Below are 15,829 nucleotides of genomic sequence, written 5' to 3' on the forward strand. Positions count from 1 at the left end.
GCTCAAATTTTTACGGCGGTTTTAGGATACAGCTACCATTTTATATAAATTAATCTCCCTTCTTTCTTGTCTAAGTCTATATATATTAAACACAGCAACAGAACCAAATAAAAAAGCCATAACTATATTGTCCTTATTTTTAAAAAACTCCTTTAAAATTTTTAAATAATCCATCCTCATCACCTTACTTTCTACCCTTATTATACCATGAAACATGAATTTTTAATGAACCTCTACTCCTTCATGTCTTAATAAAAATTTTTTTATTTCAATTCCCCCGCCAAAGCCTGTCAAGCTTCCGTTGCTCCCGATAACTCTATGACAGGGAATTACAATGGGAATAGGATTTTTATTAAGGGCTTGCCCAACTGCTCTTTGTGCATTTGGTTTGCCAATTAATTTAGCAATTTGCCCATATGTCCTAACTACTCCATAGGGAATATTAAAAACCTCATTCCACACCGCTTTTTGAAACTCTGTGCCATATACATCCAGCTTTAAATCAAATTTTTTTAATTTCTTTCTAAAATATAGGTCAAGTTGACGTATACACTCTTCAATATAAAACTTACTACCTTCTTCAAATTCCTCTAATACAGATTCTTCATTTTCAAAGTCAATGCGACATATACCTTTACCCGACGAAAAGATTGTAAGCACACCAATAGGTGACACAAATTTTTTGTAGAGCACAATATCCTCTCCTTAAAACTTTAAAAACTGGTAAATTAATTATAACACAATATTAAAGGATAAAAAATAATGCCATGGCTCTTGCAGGTGTAGAAAAACATATGGAATTGGCAAAATTAGCCCATGAAGAAACAAAAATGGGTGTTTATGAAGACAAAATAACGAAAAATCTTTTTGCAGTAGAATATGTGTACAATTATATAAAAGACAAAAAGACTGTCGGCATCCTTAGTGAAAACTTAGAAGAAAATTATATGGAAGTGGCAGAACCTGTAGGAGTTATAGCCGGCGTAACACCCGTTACAAACCCTACTTCTACAACAATGTTCAAAAGCTTAATTGCTATCAAAACAAGAAATCCAATAATTTTTAGCTTTCACCCAAAAGCATTAAAATGCAGTATAGAAGCAGCAAAGACCATGTACGAAGCAGCATTAAAAAAATGACAGAGTTCGGCGGACTTGGTCACTCTGCAGTAATACATTCTGAAAACCAAGAGATTATTAATGAATTTGCAAAAAGAGTCCGTGCAGGAAGAATTATAGTCAATGCACCAGCTTCCCAAGGAGCTATTGGGGACATTTATAAGACACAGGTATGGATCTTTAACACACGCCATTGAAGCGTATGTATCCGTCATGTCGTCAGACTATACAGACCAGTGCACTGGCTCAAACCCAAGAATGCCATTGGTTTCAGAAATTGCAAATATTTACAGAAAAGCTTATGGAGAATAAGTTAAAAAACAAGTGGAGAATACCTCCCTCCCTGTCATTCTGAGGAGTGCAAAGCACGGCGAAGAATCTCAAGGAAAGGGTATTCCTTTAGGGTCTGAGATTCTTCAGCCCCTTCGGTTCCCCTCAGGGCTCCGCTACGCTTCGGCTTGCGCTCCGGCTCAGAATGACATAGAAGAGGAAGGCTTCGGCTCAGGATGAAACTTTGAGAGATTTATTCTATTTCCAAAACAGAAGTAAATTTTTCTACAAAAGGTATGCCCGAGGCTGTCGGCAAAAGAACGGAAGTTACCATGACCTCATTTACAGGGACAAACACATACTTGTCTTCTCTTTTCTCCCCATATCCATGAAAGTCATGGATTATGTATGAAATATCTTTTTCTTTTCCAATATAAATCATAGTGTGTCCCGGCATGTATACCAAAGCCCCTGGCTTTACATTGTCAAATACTTTTATCCTCTCCTCAATTGACATGCCCTCAGTAAATTTATAGGATTTACCTGCACTCATTTCTTGTTCATCAGCATTCCTGGGAAGTCTAATACCAAATGTTTTAAAAACATACATTACATAACTGGAACAATCTCTTCCTTCAAAGCTATCTCCCCAACCGTATCTATCCCCTACAAGTTTAAAAGCCTGCTTCAAAATGTTTTCTCTTGTATAGGGAAGATATCCAACATTTACATCTTCTTTCTTTGAAATTAGAGCATATCTAAACTCAAGATTCCTTTCTTCATTTCTAATAGGCAGTTTTATAAGATAATGTCCAATAACTGATTGATTGCCAACTTGATGTAAAACATTTCCTTCTTCTAGATATATTTTCGTCCCCATTGTAAATTCCAATTTAGAAACATTTTTGTCAAAGGGATTGCTTTGAGTCTTTATATAGTTTCCTGTGACCAATAAAAAACTTAGTGAGTTTATATAGTCAAATAACTCTTTTTTGTTTTTCGCAACTGCAATATCTTCAGCTTTAATCCATCCACTGTAATTATACATTTGCACAAAATACCACTTCTTATCTTTACTTTTATGTAAAATAACTAAAGGTTCAAAAGCTTGACATCCCGTCTCTTGAAACCTGTCAAATTCAATATCTCCCTGCTTGTCAAAAACAGCTTCCTCCGTGGGAAAACTTCTAATAGAAGTATTTCGAATTGCTATACCGTATTTAACTGGATTTACATCTTCAATTTTTTCTAAATTTGTATTTTCTATTACATCGTCATAAAAGTCTTCTTCTATGAGGTTGCCGTACCTATTGTACATAGGCTTTTTGGGTATCTCATAACTTTTGGTTAACTTAATAAGCTCATCTTTTTTTAAACTCTCTTTATATGTCTCAATGTCACATACCATACCTACCTTATTTATTATCTTTCTGTTAAAGTTTTCAATCTCTTGTGGTGTCATAATAACTTTGTCGGCATTGTCTATTTTCCTAATCCAATATTCTGGACTTAACATATCTTCAATAACCTCAAACATACAAACTCTCCTCTCATATATGCAAATTTATACACGCCTATTATAGAAAAATTTTAAAAAAATGAAACTAAAAGCGAAGTTTTTCGTCTATACTATAGAGATATGTTTTTAAAAGGGGCGGTATACTAAATGGAGAAAAAATTTTATTTAGTCATCATTTTAATACTAAGTCTGATATGTCTTCTTCTTGGAATAACAATATTTTTAACTGCTTTTCATCATGGTATTACATAAAAAGGAGAAGGAGCGAAATGTAAAACTCCTTCTCCTTTTTCGTTATGCTCTTTCAAAATAATCTGCAACTTCTTTAAGATAATCAATTATTGTAAGATGTTGTGGACATACACTCTCACAGGTACCACATTCAATGCAGGAACTCGCTTTTGCATCTCCCAAGTTTTCGTAATCCCTGCGGTTAGCTTCATAGGTGTTATACATATGAGCTTCGTTGTAAAGTTCAAAGTTCCTTGGTATATTTACACCATTTGGACAAGGCATGCAGTAGTTACACCCTGTACAGGCAATTGGTGAAAGCTCTTTGTATTTGTTTCTAACTTTACTCACAATCTCAAGTTCTTCTTTTGTTAAGGTATTTATTCCTGACCTTTTTGCGCTTTCAATATTTTCTTTTAGTTGCTCAAACGTGCTCATGCCACTTAACACAACCGAAACCTCCGGCTGATTCCATAACCATTGAAGTGCCCACTCTGCAGGGGTACGCTTAACCTTTGCAGTATCCCAAATGTCTTGCACTGCTTTTGGAGGGTTGGCAAGCCTTCCTCCTCTTATAGGCTCCATTATTACAACACCTAAGCCTTTTGAAGCAGCATATTTTAATCCCTTCTCTCCAGCCTGCACATCTATGTCCATATAGTTGTACTGTATTTGACAGAAATCCCATTTGTCATAATAATCTACAATCTCTTGGAATACAGGATACTCATCATGGAAGGAAAACCCTATGTATCTTATCTTCCCTTCTTGTTTTTTCTTTTCAGCCCAGCTTAAAGCATCAACTTTTTTCATGTTCTCCCATTTATTTTTATCTAAAGCATGTAAAAGATAAAAATCTATGTGGTCTGTCTGAAGTTTTTTAAGCTGTTCATTTAAATATTTGTCCATATCTTCTTTCTCGTTGATTAGCCAGGTGGGAAGTTTCGTAGCAAGAAAAGTTTTTTCTCTGTAGCCGTCTTTTAAAGCTTTACCTGCAACTATTTCGCTGTTACCTCCATGATACGGCCATGCTGTATCAATATAATTCACGCCATTGTCAATGGCATACCTTATCATCTTTATCGCTTCAGCCTCATCTATTTTATTGTTGTCATTATCAATTACAGGAAGCCTCATTAAACCAAATCCTAAAGCAGATACTGGTACATTTAGTTTGCCAAATTGTCTGTATTGCATAGCACCCTCTCCCATTTATAAAGTGTTTTAATTTATTATATCACACATGCCTCCACAAACAAAAATGCGTTTTCATTGTCATAATGCTAATTACCATTTTATCGTAACACATATTTTATTGACAAATTTATAAAAGGGCCAAAAAGCCCTTTTAGTTATTCCCTTTCTTTTCTGTATTTGTCCATTATCTCTGAGAAAATCTCTGCATTTGTAGGAGGAGTATAGGATATAGCATTAGCGCCTGCTTCTATCGTCTTTAAAATGGTTTCCTCAGTAGGACCTCCTGTTGCAATAATGGGTATGTCGGGACAAATATCTTTTACACGTTTTACTAAATCAGGTGTCTTTTGTGCACCAGATATGTTAAGTATTGTAGCGCCAGCTTCTACTCTCCCTTTTATGTCCTCTTTCTCCGACACTATAGTTACAACAATAGGTATATCTATTGTCGCTCTAATTTTTTTGATTATATCATTGGCAGTAGGAGCATTTACAACAACTCCCATTGCTCCAGAAAATTCCGCGTCAAGAGCCAAGTTAACAACTCTCTTTCCTTGTGTAAGTCCTCCACCCACCCCGCAAAATACCGGTATATCCGCTGCCATCATAAGAGCGTGAGTAATAACTGGCTGAGGAGTAAACGGATATACTGCTAAAACAGCATGAGCATTAGTATTTCTAATCAAAGCAATATCTGTTGTAAAAACAAGGGATTTTATTAATTTACCATAGACCTTTATTCCCGAAGCTTTTTGATGAATAACTTCAGGAACTAAAACCATTTTTTGCCTTAAAGGTGAAGTTATCTCGGGAACAAAATTATCAGGCATTTTATCACCATCTTTTGCTCTTATTTTATAAAAATATTATACCAATAATTGTTTATAAATCAATACCTTTTAAGAATTAATTCCATATTTTTCAAAGATCCACTTCTTACCGTATAAAGTCCATACAAAGCAAGAAAACACTATTAAAATTATTTTATAGCTACATGCCTTCCACATCCTTTTGAATTTCTTCTTCAAAAGAAAATTTGTCGTCAGTTAACCTATGAGCAAAAATAGGTTTAATAAACATCACAAAATACAAAAGGCTTGCAAGAAGTATTATAAAAGTAATTAAAAAAGGAAATGTATAATTTTTACTTTCTAATATATAGCCAGCTAAATAGCTGGCTATTGCTGATCCTACGCTTCTTAAAAGAGACCTCATGCCGGCAAAGAAATCCCGTTTTTCTTCAGTTACTACAGACATTGTTTGACTCTCTATCATGTTATTTAAAAGAGTAAAACTTCCACTTCTCAACAAAAACACAGGGGAAAACACAACTACCGGAACATTAAAAGCTAATATAAGTGCAAACAATAAATTCATCCCATATACATAGTAATAAGCTTTAATGGTTCCAAATTTATTTATTATCCATGGCATTATCATAGAAGCAAAAAACAAAATTAGCCCATTTATTGTAAGCAAATAGGAGACATATTCATCGCTCCAACCCATCCGAAATTTCACAATCACGTTTTGGAAAGGAATTATCGTAGAAAAAGCCATACCCGCCAAAAAAAGATAAAAAATAATTAAAAGAATTTTTTTATCAAAAACTTGGTAAATTCTAATATTTGACAATAACAACTTACTCTTACCTTTATCAAAACTATTGTTTACGCATGGCAACAAAATCCCTCTTAATAAAGCCGCCACTAAAATTAATACGGCTGATATATACACAGAACTTTGATATTTTGTATTACCATATGGAAACCAATTGGGTATAAAGCCTCCCAAAAGCGTACCTACTCCACTAAATAGAGTAAAAACAGCAAATAAAAGGCTATAACTTACAGTTTCCAATTCATTTGTCTCAGCATATGAAAATAAAAGCTGTATTTCTGTTGTAATCAAAAAGGAAATTCCTATAAATTGTATAATCTGTGCCAAATAAAAAACTCCTATAGATTCCCCTAATCCAAAAAGCCCATATCCTATCCCTGTAAGAGTTATTCCTGATATAAAAATTCGTTTTCTCCCAATATAATTAGCAAAAAAACCTGCTGGAATAGCAGCTGCCCCCATCACTAAAGTTCCTACAGAATTAAGAGCTCCTATTTGTTCAGGAGAAACGTTTAAAGCAAGCAAATGCAAATTTAATACTAAACCAAAAATCCCCATTCCTATACCCAATAAGGCTTCAGTTGCTATAAAACGTTTTACTTCTTTGGGCAAAAATTTAACCTGGGCGATGAACGACATATCTGTTCTCCTTTCCTCCCGTATATATCCTCCAAAAAAGCCGCTTTAAAAGGCGGCTTTAGAAATACTCAAAAGTTATCCATGTCTTCTTAAAAAAGGTATTTCACAAAGTCATTGATTCCAAAGGAAAGCAAAACAGACAAACCAATTACTACCATTACCGTTGTTAACTTCAACTTTTAAATTGCGAATTACTTCATCAACACTCATTTTATGTAAAGCACTTTTTTACTTCAACACTTTTGTCTTCCATAAAATATCACCTTTTTACTTTTTCTTTCATTTTCATTATACTCCTAATAACTGCAAATTGCAATCAGTCAAATTCTCTATTGCGGGAAAAGTAAAGAGCAATTTGAGTGCCTTTTCCTTGTCTTTTGAGAAAATCCCCAAAATTAAGTCTGCAGACAAAGCAGACAAAGGGGACGGTTCCTCTCATCTGATCTTTTAAATTTAATCAGCCTATATAGTCAAGCTTTGCCTTATTCTTTCAAAATCTTATGTATACTATACCTACTCACCCCAGCAATATAAGCAATATCTCTAATTGAAAGTCCGGTTTTTTCTCTGTATTTTTTTATTAAGTCATGCCATTCTTTACGTTTTTTAATTTCCAGATTTTCTATATCTTTAATCCCAAATTCCATCGCCATTTCTTTAAATAACTCTTTGGCTTCTTCCGTACTCATTTTTTCTTCTTCAATGTCGATAAAAACTTCAGTGCCTTCTGTCTGCTCCATATATTTCTTAAACTGTTCTATAGCTTTCTTTTTATCATCAGAGAAAATACCTAAAATCAAGTCTGTATCTACAATTTGACACATTTCATCATTATCGCTAAGATAACAGCTATAACTGCTCCACTTATAATCAGAAACTTTTTTCACTAGTCCCGCTTTTACCGGATTTTGATGAATGTATCTTACTAATGCTATAACGTAACTCTCATCTTCAACTGGCTCACTTCTAAACCTATCCTGAAATAAATGCCCTGTCCTATCGTATTTTTTATTAAAATAAGAAGCATAAGTTCCTGCAATCCTCTTAATAGAACCTGATAAATCTTCATTGCCTTCCTTGATCATCAAATGAACATGGTTACTCATTAGACAAAAAGCAGTTAAATAAAACTTCCCGTCTAGCTTTTTCTCTGCCAATATTTCTATAAAGCGCTTTTTATCATCATCATTGTTAAATATATTTTTCTTTTCATTTCCCCGCAACATCACATGATAATATCCACTCTTGCTTTTAACTCTTGACTTTCTAGGCATTTATATCCACTCCCAAAATAATAATTCAGACAAAAGGAACCGTCCCCCTTGTCTGATTATAACATATAAATTAGATAAAATCTCCCATTTTTTCAGAAGTTTTAATTTTATATATTCCTAACAGGATAAAGGTTAATGCAAAAGCCAACAGTATGATTATATTCATATAAACATCGCTTAAACTACCACCCATTTGAATTTTTTCTATAGCGTCTATTGCCCATTTCTGTGGTATAAAATCAGAAAGCTTTTGAAATGATTTTGGCATTAAATATAATGGCCAGAAAGCTCCCCCTAACATACAAGTAGGTGTAATAATTAAAGTAGACAAGGTATTAGAATAACTTGTAGAGGGTGAAAAAGCAACTATCATTGAACTTAAACCAATAGATGTTATTCCAAAAGAAACCAGTACTAAAAAAACATCAAATGTCGCTTTTGTGAAGCCTAAGTTTAATATAAAGGTAATCAACGCAAGTATAAAAGCTATTTGAAAAACTGTCAAAATTAAATTTACAAAGAAATTGCTCACTAAATAAGTTCTTGGCTTTAAAGGAGAAGCAAAAATTCTGTAAAAAGTTTTATCTCTCTTCTCCACAAGTACAAAATTAGAAATATTAAAAGTGCTAAACATCAAAAACATTATAAAAAATCCTAAACTTCTTGTTGTTGCCACTGCCATCTTCCCTATATCTTCAACAATATATGTTTTCAAGCTAAAAGGACTGTTCTTATAAAGGTCGTACATCTTATAAAAATTTTCTTTATTTCCTTCAGATGCCTTGCTTAAATTGTAAAGAACATTTATCTTGCGGTCAAGATAACTTTTCAAAAATAAGCTGGTTTCTTCCCCTTTTATTGATACAATCTCTACATCCTTTGGATTTCCCTTCAAAATTTCTTCTTCAAATCTTTGAGGAATCACTATAGCGCTGTCAACTTCTCCTTTCGATACTTTATCATTTATCTCATTTTCTTTCAGAAAAACAACCTTGAATTTATCCGTTTTTTCCAATGAATTAATTAAATCTGTTGAAATCTGACTTTTATCTCTATTTACAACACCTATTCTAAGTTGCCCGCTGCCACCATAGGTAAAAAGCAAAAAGAAAAGTGGAATTATAATACCAGAAATCAATAAAATAATATTCCCTTTCCTTCTAAAAAACAACTTTACTGTATTCTTCATAACCAAAAATAGCTCTCTCACTTAAAAAGCCTCCCTTCTGAATAAGTAAGCTGACAACACTATGAAAAAAGCTGCAGGAATTAAATTTACCATGAGGGCTGTAGGTACATATTGATAATTGCCTCCCAATATCACATTAAATATGGCTGTATTTGTCCATGTAATTGGAGAAAAATTTGAAAGTTTCTCAATAAATTGACTTCCCATTTCTTTTACAGGAATATAAGAACCACCTAAGAAGGCTATAAAAGGAATTATACCGTTTAGTAAACCTTGTGCCATTGCTCCATTTTTTATAATAAACCCCAAACTCACTCCCAAGCCCACCACAAAAATTATCTCACTAATTATAATCACAAAAACTGTTACAATATCCTTTCCCCAATTAGCTCCGAAGATGTATTTGCTAAAAAGAACAATAATCAAGGCCTGTATAAAAACAGAAAAAGTTACCCCTAACACCTTCCCCATAAATATTTCATATTTCTTAATAGGAGAAGCTAATATTCTGCGCCCTGTCTTTTTTGTCCTTTCCATATCTATTGAAAATACACCACTCATAGCACCGTATAAAATTATTAAAGTAAGCATTGTAACAGAATAATAATCGAATGATGTTTGTTTAACTTTTCTGTCAATAGAGGTTATTTTTATAAATTCTCTATTTAAATTTATATCGCCGCTATTTTTAAGAAAGGCAGGATTTTGTGAAGCTATAGCTGTCATTCCTTTAAAAGTATCAGCAAAAGAGTCAATCATACTTGCTGCAATCTCCGTTTTTATATCTCCATGTGCATTCTTATAAAAAGTTATATCTTTACCTTTTAAAAAAACATAACCATCGTATTTGCGTTTTTCTATTTCACTTATTCCTTTGTTGACATCTTTTATTTCTACAAATTTTACTCCCATTTTATCAGTTTCTTTAATGAAAATATCAAAACCCTGTGAAAGTATTGTATCTCCTTCATCTGTATATATAACTTTTATATCCCCTAATTTTATATCTGATGTTGACGAAAACGCAAAACCTAAAATTCCAATAAGAACTATTGGCAATAGTATCATGAGTGCCATTACTTGCTTGTCATAAAGGATTTCTTTTATTTCTTTGAGCATTATGGTAAAGATTCTCATATTCTCACCTCTAATCTCTCAATTTTCTTCCTGTCAGGGTAAGAAAAACTGTCTCCAAATCGGGAATTTCGTTTCTTAGGTTACGTATTGGTATGTTTTTTGAAATAAAATAGTGGATTATATCATCAAAATTGCTCACATCTTTTAAACTTGTTATCTTTATCGTGCTATCTCTTATCTCAACAGCTTTTACACCCTTTATTCCTTTCAATTCCTCCTCTTTTATTCCATCAATTGAGCCAATTTCAATATAAACTGTATTCACATCTGTAACCATTGAAGTGAGTTCTTCCTTTGTTCCTTCAGCTATAACCTTGCCATGGTCCATTATAGAAATCCGCGTGCAGATAGCCTCTACTTCCTCCATATAGTGACTTGTGTAAATAATTGTACTACCCATTTCATTTAACTTTTTAACAGATTCCAAAATGTGATTCCTCGATTGAGGGTCTATACCTACTGTAGGTTCATCCATTATTATTAATTTAGGTCTATGGGCAATGGCACAGGCAATATTTAGCCTTCTTTTCATACCACCTGAAAATTTATTTGGTACTTCTTTCGCTTTATCTGAAAGACCTACAAACTCTAATGCCATCTCTACACTTTCTTTTAGCTCTTTTCCCCTAAGTCCATAAAGACTTGCAAAAAACTTTACATTTTCATAGGCCGTTAAATCTCCATAAATAGCAACATCCTGAGGAACAATACCTATATTTTTCTTTATAAATTCAGCATCTTTACGTATGTCTTTGTCAAAAACATAGACTTCACCCCTGTCAAAACTTATCAGTCCGCAGATTATGCTTATAGCTGTCGTCTTCCCTGCCCCATTAGGACCCAATAGACCGTAAATTTCTCCTTCTTCTATTTCTAAATTTACATTGTCTAAAGCTATAACATCACCAAACCTTTTTATTACCTCCTTCATTTTAACTATCTTCATGCAACACCCTCTCCTTTCAAAATAAATTTTCAGACGAAAGGAACCGTCCCCTTTGTCTGAAATTGATTTGGTTTTCTAGGAATATAATAAAGGAAATGGTGAAAGTTTTGTAGTATACAAAGTCACCATTTCCTCATGACTAAAGTCACATTGTATTTAAATTTTTCATCATGTATTCCATTATTCTTACAGCCTCATTTATAGTTTTTACATCATCCTTTAATGGTCCAAGCCATATGCAGTAAGCTAAATCATTGTCTGCAATTGGAATAATTCCAAAAATCTCAATATATGTTGTAGGGTCATTGGAAGCAGCAGGAGGGCTTCTCCTCAAAACGGCAATTTTTCCTTCTCCGATAGGAGTTTTTATATCTTCTTTTTTTAAAAGTTCGCTGTGATTTAGAAGAAAACCTCCAAAATATTGGTCTTTGTAATAACTTATAACATATATACCACCGTTAATTTCATCCTTTGAATTTAAGATATAAACTTCATTTCCGCCTGTAAATTTCTCCTTCCACCCATTTGGCAGAGCAATCTTGAGTTTTTTTAAATACCCAATCTCATTATTGCGGCAAAGTACCGTTTCCATATAGGGCATATCTTGAAAGCTATTTAAATCATAAAAGAGTACTTTCTCAGCTCGACTAACGCCAGCCAGCTTCCTTTCAGAAATAAATTTCACTGAATTCCATTCCAAATTATCGCTTTCCTTTAATTCCCTCACATTTCCATTTAAATCAACACTTACTATAGGAGCCTCTATAAAATTACCTTTATCGTCATATTTATAAATCTTGAATATAACATGTTCACCATCCGGAAATGCCATACTGTCAAGCGAATAAAATTTGTATTTTAAAATGTTTTTGTACGTTTTTATTATTTTGAAGTTATTTCCATCCAAAACATCTAAGCAGTTTTTCTCATCGTTTAGCACAAATATAGTTCTACTTTTATCTAAACTCCCATACGTTACACTTCCGTTAAAACTGTAAACCGGCTTTACGACCTTGTTTTCAAAATTTAGATAGTTTATTTTGTTATCACAAATAAACAGCACCCCTTTATTGTTAAAATATGGTTTGATTTTGCCGCAAGAATTTATTTCACCTTCTAAAGGATACTTCTCAAATGTTCCTTTATTTACATCATAAGAAAATATATACCCACTTTTAGCATTTAAAGAATCCGGTGAAATACCATAGATATACTCCCCATCATTACTCCACACTGGATATATTCCATCTCTTACAGGAAGAGTAAGTCTTTCTGGAGCGCTGCCATCAATGTTTATCACATAGTATTCAAATGAAGCAGCATCGTAATGGATTCCCACAACAATTTTGTCTTGTCTTGGTGATAATTTATAATATCCAATGCGTTTATTTTTTAAAAATTCACTTGCTATTTTGTTAGAATTGCTGTCGTACAAAAGGACGGTATAAAGGGTATTATCAAAATCTTCGCTTGAATTAGGAAGTGAAAATACCAGCCTTATAGGTGGTTCTTTCCTAGTTGTGGATGATTCTTTAAGCTTTACTACATCACAGGAAGTTAAAAAGAACATCACCATAGTAAGAAATAAAAATAATTTTCTCATTTACTATCCCTCTAATCTTATAATTTTTCCCTCCTTTTTAAAACGATTATATCATAATAAAACAAAAATTTCCACATCATCTATTTTTAAAAATTCAGACAAAGGGGACAGACAAAGGGGACGGTTCCTCTTGTCCGTTTATTTTGATTTTCAGACAAAAGGAACCGTCCCCTTTGTCTGTGTTATGCCAATAAAAAAGTAAGGCTCGTAATGGTCTTCGCTTCAGCCAGTACAAATCTCTTCATACCTCACTTAAAAGGCAAGGTATTGCAAAACCCATACTGACCTATGCTCGACTATTATAGATACCTTAGAAACCTTATGCACTTTGCATAAGACCTCCAGTCTAAGTACATGACGTACTTCGACCTGCGGAACCCATAATAGTCTTAGCTCGACTATAATACATCCTTTTTTAGCCTGAAAATTTAGGCTTTACATGGACATATTATAATCTGCCCGCCGACTAGCATCCGACCTTTCGATCGAATACCAATCTTTGGCCGGTCATCACAGAACTTGCGTCCTGTGATGACCTTGGCTCGACCATTACGAACCTTACACTATTATATTGCCCTTTTTGTCTTTTTATATTCATTTGTTTTTAAAAAAATTTAAAAAGGAATGAGATACCCACTTTTTTGGTTTAAGCTAAAGCTCTTAGTGAAAACAAAGGAACTGTACTTCATTTTGAATTATACAGAATATTGATAATTTAAAGCAATTACTTTTGGCTCACCTTCTAGATCTTTCTTAGTAATACCTATTTCTGTGGATAAAATCTTTTTGCCACCTGTCATTTCCAAAAAGTTATCCACAGTATCAATAGGGAAATTAATAAACTCCGTTTTATAGTGCATTGGTATAGTTATTTTAGGCTTTAACTGGTTCATCACTTCTACCGCTTGTTTTGCATCAATTGTATAATAGCCTCCAACAGGAATGAGTAGAACATCAACTGGTCCTATTTCTTCAACTTGCTTTTCTGTTAAAACATGTCCCAAATCTCCCATGTGACAGACTCTGATTCCATCAATATCAAAGACAAAAACTATATTTTTGCCTCTTTTTGCACCATGCTCGTCATCGTGAAATGTATTTACACCTTTTATGTTGATACCTTTTATATTATGTTCTCCTACTGTGTCAACAATATCAAAGTTTCCCTTTACCGCCTTAAAATAATTGTGGTCAAAATGGGAATGAGAAGATGTCACAATGTCTGCCTTCACATTTGGCATAGGGTACCCAACTGATTCATCAAAAGGGTCTGTGACAATGACCGTACCCTTCTCGGATGTCAACTTAAAACAGGCATGTCCCAACCATTTTATATTCATAAATTAACACCTCCTAACCATATTATACCACAAAATAAAGGCGGAAAAACCGCCTTTTACATTCTCTCTGGTGCAGTTATTTTTAATATATCTAAAGCGTTCTTTATGACAGTCTTTACTGCTAATATGAGCACAAACCTTGCTTTCATCAAATCTTCTTCTACGCCTTTTACTCTGTGACTGTTGTAAAAAGAATGGAAAAGCGATGCTACATCAAGTACATATCTCGTAATCCTATGAGGTGCCAATGTCTTTGCAGCAATGGTAATTTCTTCTGGGAAATATGCCAATTTTTTAATTAATTCTTTTTCCTCTTCTTCTTTTAAAAGGCTTAAATCTACTTCATCTATATTATCTATCTTTACTCCAGTTTCTTCTAACTGTCTAATAATTGAGCAAATCCTCGCATGGGCATACTGGACATAAAATACTGGATTTTCATTCGATTGCTCTTTAGCCAAGTCAAGGTCAAAATCAATCGGGCTGTCTGCAGACCTCATGTTGAAAAAGAATCTTGCTGCATCTTTTCCTACTTCATCTATCAGATCTCGTAGTGTCACCATTCTGCCTGTCCTTTTGGACATTTTAACAACTTGACCGCCCTCTATGAGTTTCACAAGCTGCATTAAAACAACATCAAGCCTATCAGGGTCTATGCCAAGTGCCTGCATCGCTCCTTTCATAGGAGCAACATGGCCATGGTGATCCGCACCCCAAACATTTATAACCCAATCAAATCCGCGAGTTATAAATTTATTTTTGTGATAGGCTATGTCAGAAGCCAAATAGGTAGGAAATCCATTAGACCTAACTAATACATCGTCTTTTTCCGCACCAAATAATGTCATTTTAAACCACAAAGCCCCGTCTTTTTCATAAGTATACCCTTTTTGCTTAAGCTCTTCAATTACTTTATATACTTCTCCGCTGTCATAAAGAGATTGTTCAGAAAACCACACGTCATATTCTATCCCGTAGAGTTCTAAATCCTCTTTTATTTTCTCTAAATTTTTCTTAAGTCCATATTCTATGAGTGCCCTTCTTCTCTCTTCTGATGGCACATCTTTATACTTATCTCCGTAAATTTCCAAAAACTCTCTTGCTCTATCTATTATGTCCTCTCCGTGATAGCCACCTTCAGGCACTTCAGCAGGTATTCCCAATAATTGAAGGTATCTCGCCTCAAGGGAATATCCAAACTTTTCAATCTGATTTCCTGCATCGTTTATATAAAATTCCCTAGTCACATTATATCCTGCATACTGAAGGACGGAAGCCAACGCATCTCCCAAAGCGCCGCCTCTTGCATTTCCCATATGCATAGGACCCGTCGGATTTGCCGATACAAATTCCACTTGCACTTTCTTGCCATTTCCTATATTTACACGTCCATAATCTTTTCCTCGTTCATAAACGAGCTTTAAAGTTTCTTCCAAAAATTTATCCTTCAAAAAGAAATTGATAAAGCCAGGTCCTGCCACTTCAATTCTTTCTATAAAAGTATTTGAAGTGTCCATTTTTGAAACAATAATTTCTGCAATTTTTTTAGGAGGCATTTTAGCCTGCTTTGCCATCACCATCGCTGTGTTTATTGCAAGGTCACCATGCTGCCTTTCCTTTGGTTCTTCTATTTCTATTTCTGGAATGTCATTTACAGCTATTAAACCCTCTTTTATTGAGTTCTCTATAGCATTTATCACCACATTTTTTATTTCATCTTTTACCTTTTGTACAATGTTTTCCAAA

14 protein-coding genes and 1 pseudogene are annotated in these 15,829 nt (G+C 33.9%); 2 read left to right on the plus strand and 13 right to left on the minus strand.

The features are described 5' to 3' along the window. Positions 1–21: 21 nt before the first annotated feature. The gene (locus TKV_RS11045) at positions 22–216 is read right to left on the minus strand and encodes a nucleotidyltransferase domain-containing protein (protein ID WP_049685969.1); all 195 of its coding nucleotides are present in this window, start codon (positions 214–216) and stop codon (positions 22–24) included. 6 nt (positions 217–222) lie between these two features. After that, on the minus strand, positions 223–693 hold the full coding sequence (locus TKV_RS11050) for a methylated-DNA--[protein]-cysteine S-methyltransferase (protein WP_049685970.1): 471 nt from the start codon (positions 691–693) through the stop codon (positions 223–225). Between the two features lie 71 nt (positions 694–764). Here TKV_RS11050 and TKV_RS14205 point away from each other — a divergent pair. Together TKV_RS14205 and TKV_RS14210 are read left to right on the plus strand one after the other, a co-directional pair. Further along, a pseudogene (locus tag TKV_RS14205) lies at positions 765–1,133 on the plus strand (bifunctional acetaldehyde-CoA/alcohol dehydrogenase); the annotation flags it as partial. A 132-nt stretch (positions 1,134–1,265) separates the two neighbouring features. Beyond that, on the plus strand, positions 1,266–1,430 hold the full coding sequence (locus tag TKV_RS14210; protein ID WP_158506613.1) for a hypothetical protein: 165 nt from the start codon (positions 1,266–1,268) through the stop codon (positions 1,428–1,430). A gap of 211 nt (positions 1,431–1,641) precedes the next feature. Here the strand turns inward: TKV_RS14210 and TKV_RS11070 are convergent, their stop codons facing one another. The 11 genes from TKV_RS11070 to argS form a co-directional block, all read right to left on the minus strand. Then, entirely contained in the window at positions 1,642–2,925 is a 1,284-nt protein-coding gene (locus TKV_RS11070; RefSeq protein WP_049685974.1) for an SH3 domain-containing protein, read from the minus strand. A 276-nt stretch (positions 2,926–3,201) separates the two neighbouring features. Beyond that, a complete protein-coding gene (locus TKV_RS11075; protein WP_049686292.1) occupies positions 3,202–4,335 on the minus strand; it encodes an aldo/keto reductase in 1,134 nt (377 codons plus the stop codon). A 155-nt stretch (positions 4,336–4,490) separates the two neighbouring features. Next, positions 4,491–5,165, minus strand: a complete 675-nt coding sequence (locus TKV_RS11080; RefSeq protein WP_049685975.1) for a beta/alpha barrel domain-containing protein — start codon at positions 5,163–5,165, stop codon at positions 4,491–4,493. A 160-nt stretch (positions 5,166–5,325) separates the two neighbouring features. Beyond that, positions 5,326–6,594: an MFS transporter gene (locus TKV_RS11085; RefSeq protein WP_049685976.1), complete on the minus strand. Its 1,269-nt coding sequence runs from the start codon at positions 6,592–6,594 to the stop codon at positions 5,326–5,328. A gap of 482 nt (positions 6,595–7,076) precedes the next feature. Next, on the minus strand, positions 7,077–7,868 hold the full coding sequence (locus TKV_RS11090; protein WP_049685977.1) for an REP-associated tyrosine transposase: 792 nt from the start codon (positions 7,866–7,868) through the stop codon (positions 7,077–7,079). Positions 7,869–7,938: 70 nt separating this feature from the next. Next, on the minus strand, positions 7,939–9,078 hold the full coding sequence (locus tag TKV_RS11095; protein ID WP_019908105.1) for an ABC transporter permease: 1,140 nt from the start codon (positions 9,076–9,078) through the stop codon (positions 7,939–7,941). Continuing rightward, positions 9,079–10,194 carry an ABC transporter permease gene (locus TKV_RS11100; protein WP_049685978.1) on the minus strand — a complete coding sequence of 372 codons (1,116 nt, stop codon included), beginning with the start codon at positions 10,192–10,194 and terminating at the stop codon, positions 9,079–9,081. A 10-nt stretch (positions 10,195–10,204) separates the two neighbouring features. Next, positions 10,205–11,140, minus strand: coding sequence for an ABC transporter ATP-binding protein (locus TKV_RS11105; protein WP_012268916.1), 936 nt, complete (start codon positions 11,138–11,140; stop codon positions 10,205–10,207). A gap of 145 nt (positions 11,141–11,285) precedes the next feature. After that, a complete protein-coding gene (locus TKV_RS11110) occupies positions 11,286–12,743 on the minus strand; it encodes a TolB-like translocation protein (RefSeq protein ID WP_049685979.1) in 1,458 nt (485 codons plus the stop codon). Positions 12,744–13,438: 695 nt separating this feature from the next. Beyond that, positions 13,439–14,083 carry an MBL fold metallo-hydrolase gene (locus TKV_RS11115; RefSeq protein WP_049685980.1) on the minus strand — a complete coding sequence of 215 codons (645 nt, stop codon included), beginning with the start codon at positions 14,081–14,083 and terminating at the stop codon, positions 13,439–13,441. A 56-nt stretch (positions 14,084–14,139) separates the two neighbouring features. Beyond that, on the minus strand, positions 14,140–15,828 hold the full coding sequence (gene argS / locus TKV_RS11120; RefSeq protein ID WP_049685981.1) for an arginine--tRNA ligase: 1,689 nt from the start codon (positions 15,826–15,828) through the stop codon (positions 14,140–14,142). Between the last annotated feature and the right edge of the window lies 1 nt (position 15,829).

Source organism: Thermoanaerobacter kivui (assembly GCF_000763575.1).
Lineage (GTDB): Bacteria > Bacillota > Thermoanaerobacteria > Thermoanaerobacterales > Thermoanaerobacteraceae > Thermoanaerobacter > Thermoanaerobacter kivui.

Bases quoted from the DNA above. Each gene is read 5' to 3' on its own strand.
- TKV_RS11080 (WP_049685975.1), bottom strand. From the start codon at position 5,165: ATGCCTGATAATTTTGTTCCCGAGATAACTTCACCTTTAAGGCAAAAA.
- TKV_RS11045 (WP_049685969.1), bottom strand. From the start codon at position 216: ATGTTTCATGGTATAATAAGGGTAGAAAGTAAGGTGATGAGGATGGAT.
- TKV_RS11085 (WP_049685976.1), bottom strand. From the start codon at position 6,594: ATGTCGTTCATCGCCCAGGTTAAATTTTTGCCCAAAGAAGTAAAACGT.
- TKV_RS11110 (WP_049685979.1), bottom strand. From the start codon at position 12,743: ATGAGAAAATTATTTTTATTTCTTACTATGGTGATGTTCTTTTTAACT.
- TKV_RS11075 (WP_049686292.1), bottom strand. From the start codon at position 4,335: ATGCAATACAGACAATTTGGCAAACTAAATGTACCAGTATCTGCTTTA.
- TKV_RS11070 (WP_049685974.1), bottom strand. From the start codon at position 2,925: ATGTTTGAGGTTATTGAAGATATGTTAAGTCCAGAATATTGGATTAGG.
- TKV_RS11100 (WP_049685978.1), bottom strand. From the start codon at position 10,194: ATGAGAATCTTTACCATAATGCTCAAAGAAATAAAAGAAATCCTTTAT.
- TKV_RS11105 (WP_012268916.1), bottom strand. From the start codon at position 11,140: ATGAAGATAGTTAAAATGAAGGAGGTAATAAAAAGGTTTGGTGATGTT.
- TKV_RS11090 (WP_049685977.1), bottom strand. From the start codon at position 7,868: ATGCCTAGAAAGTCAAGAGTTAAAAGCAAGAGTGGATATTATCATGTG.
- TKV_RS11115 (WP_049685980.1), bottom strand. From the start codon at position 14,083: ATGAATATAAAATGGTTGGGACATGCCTGTTTTAAGTTGACATCCGAG.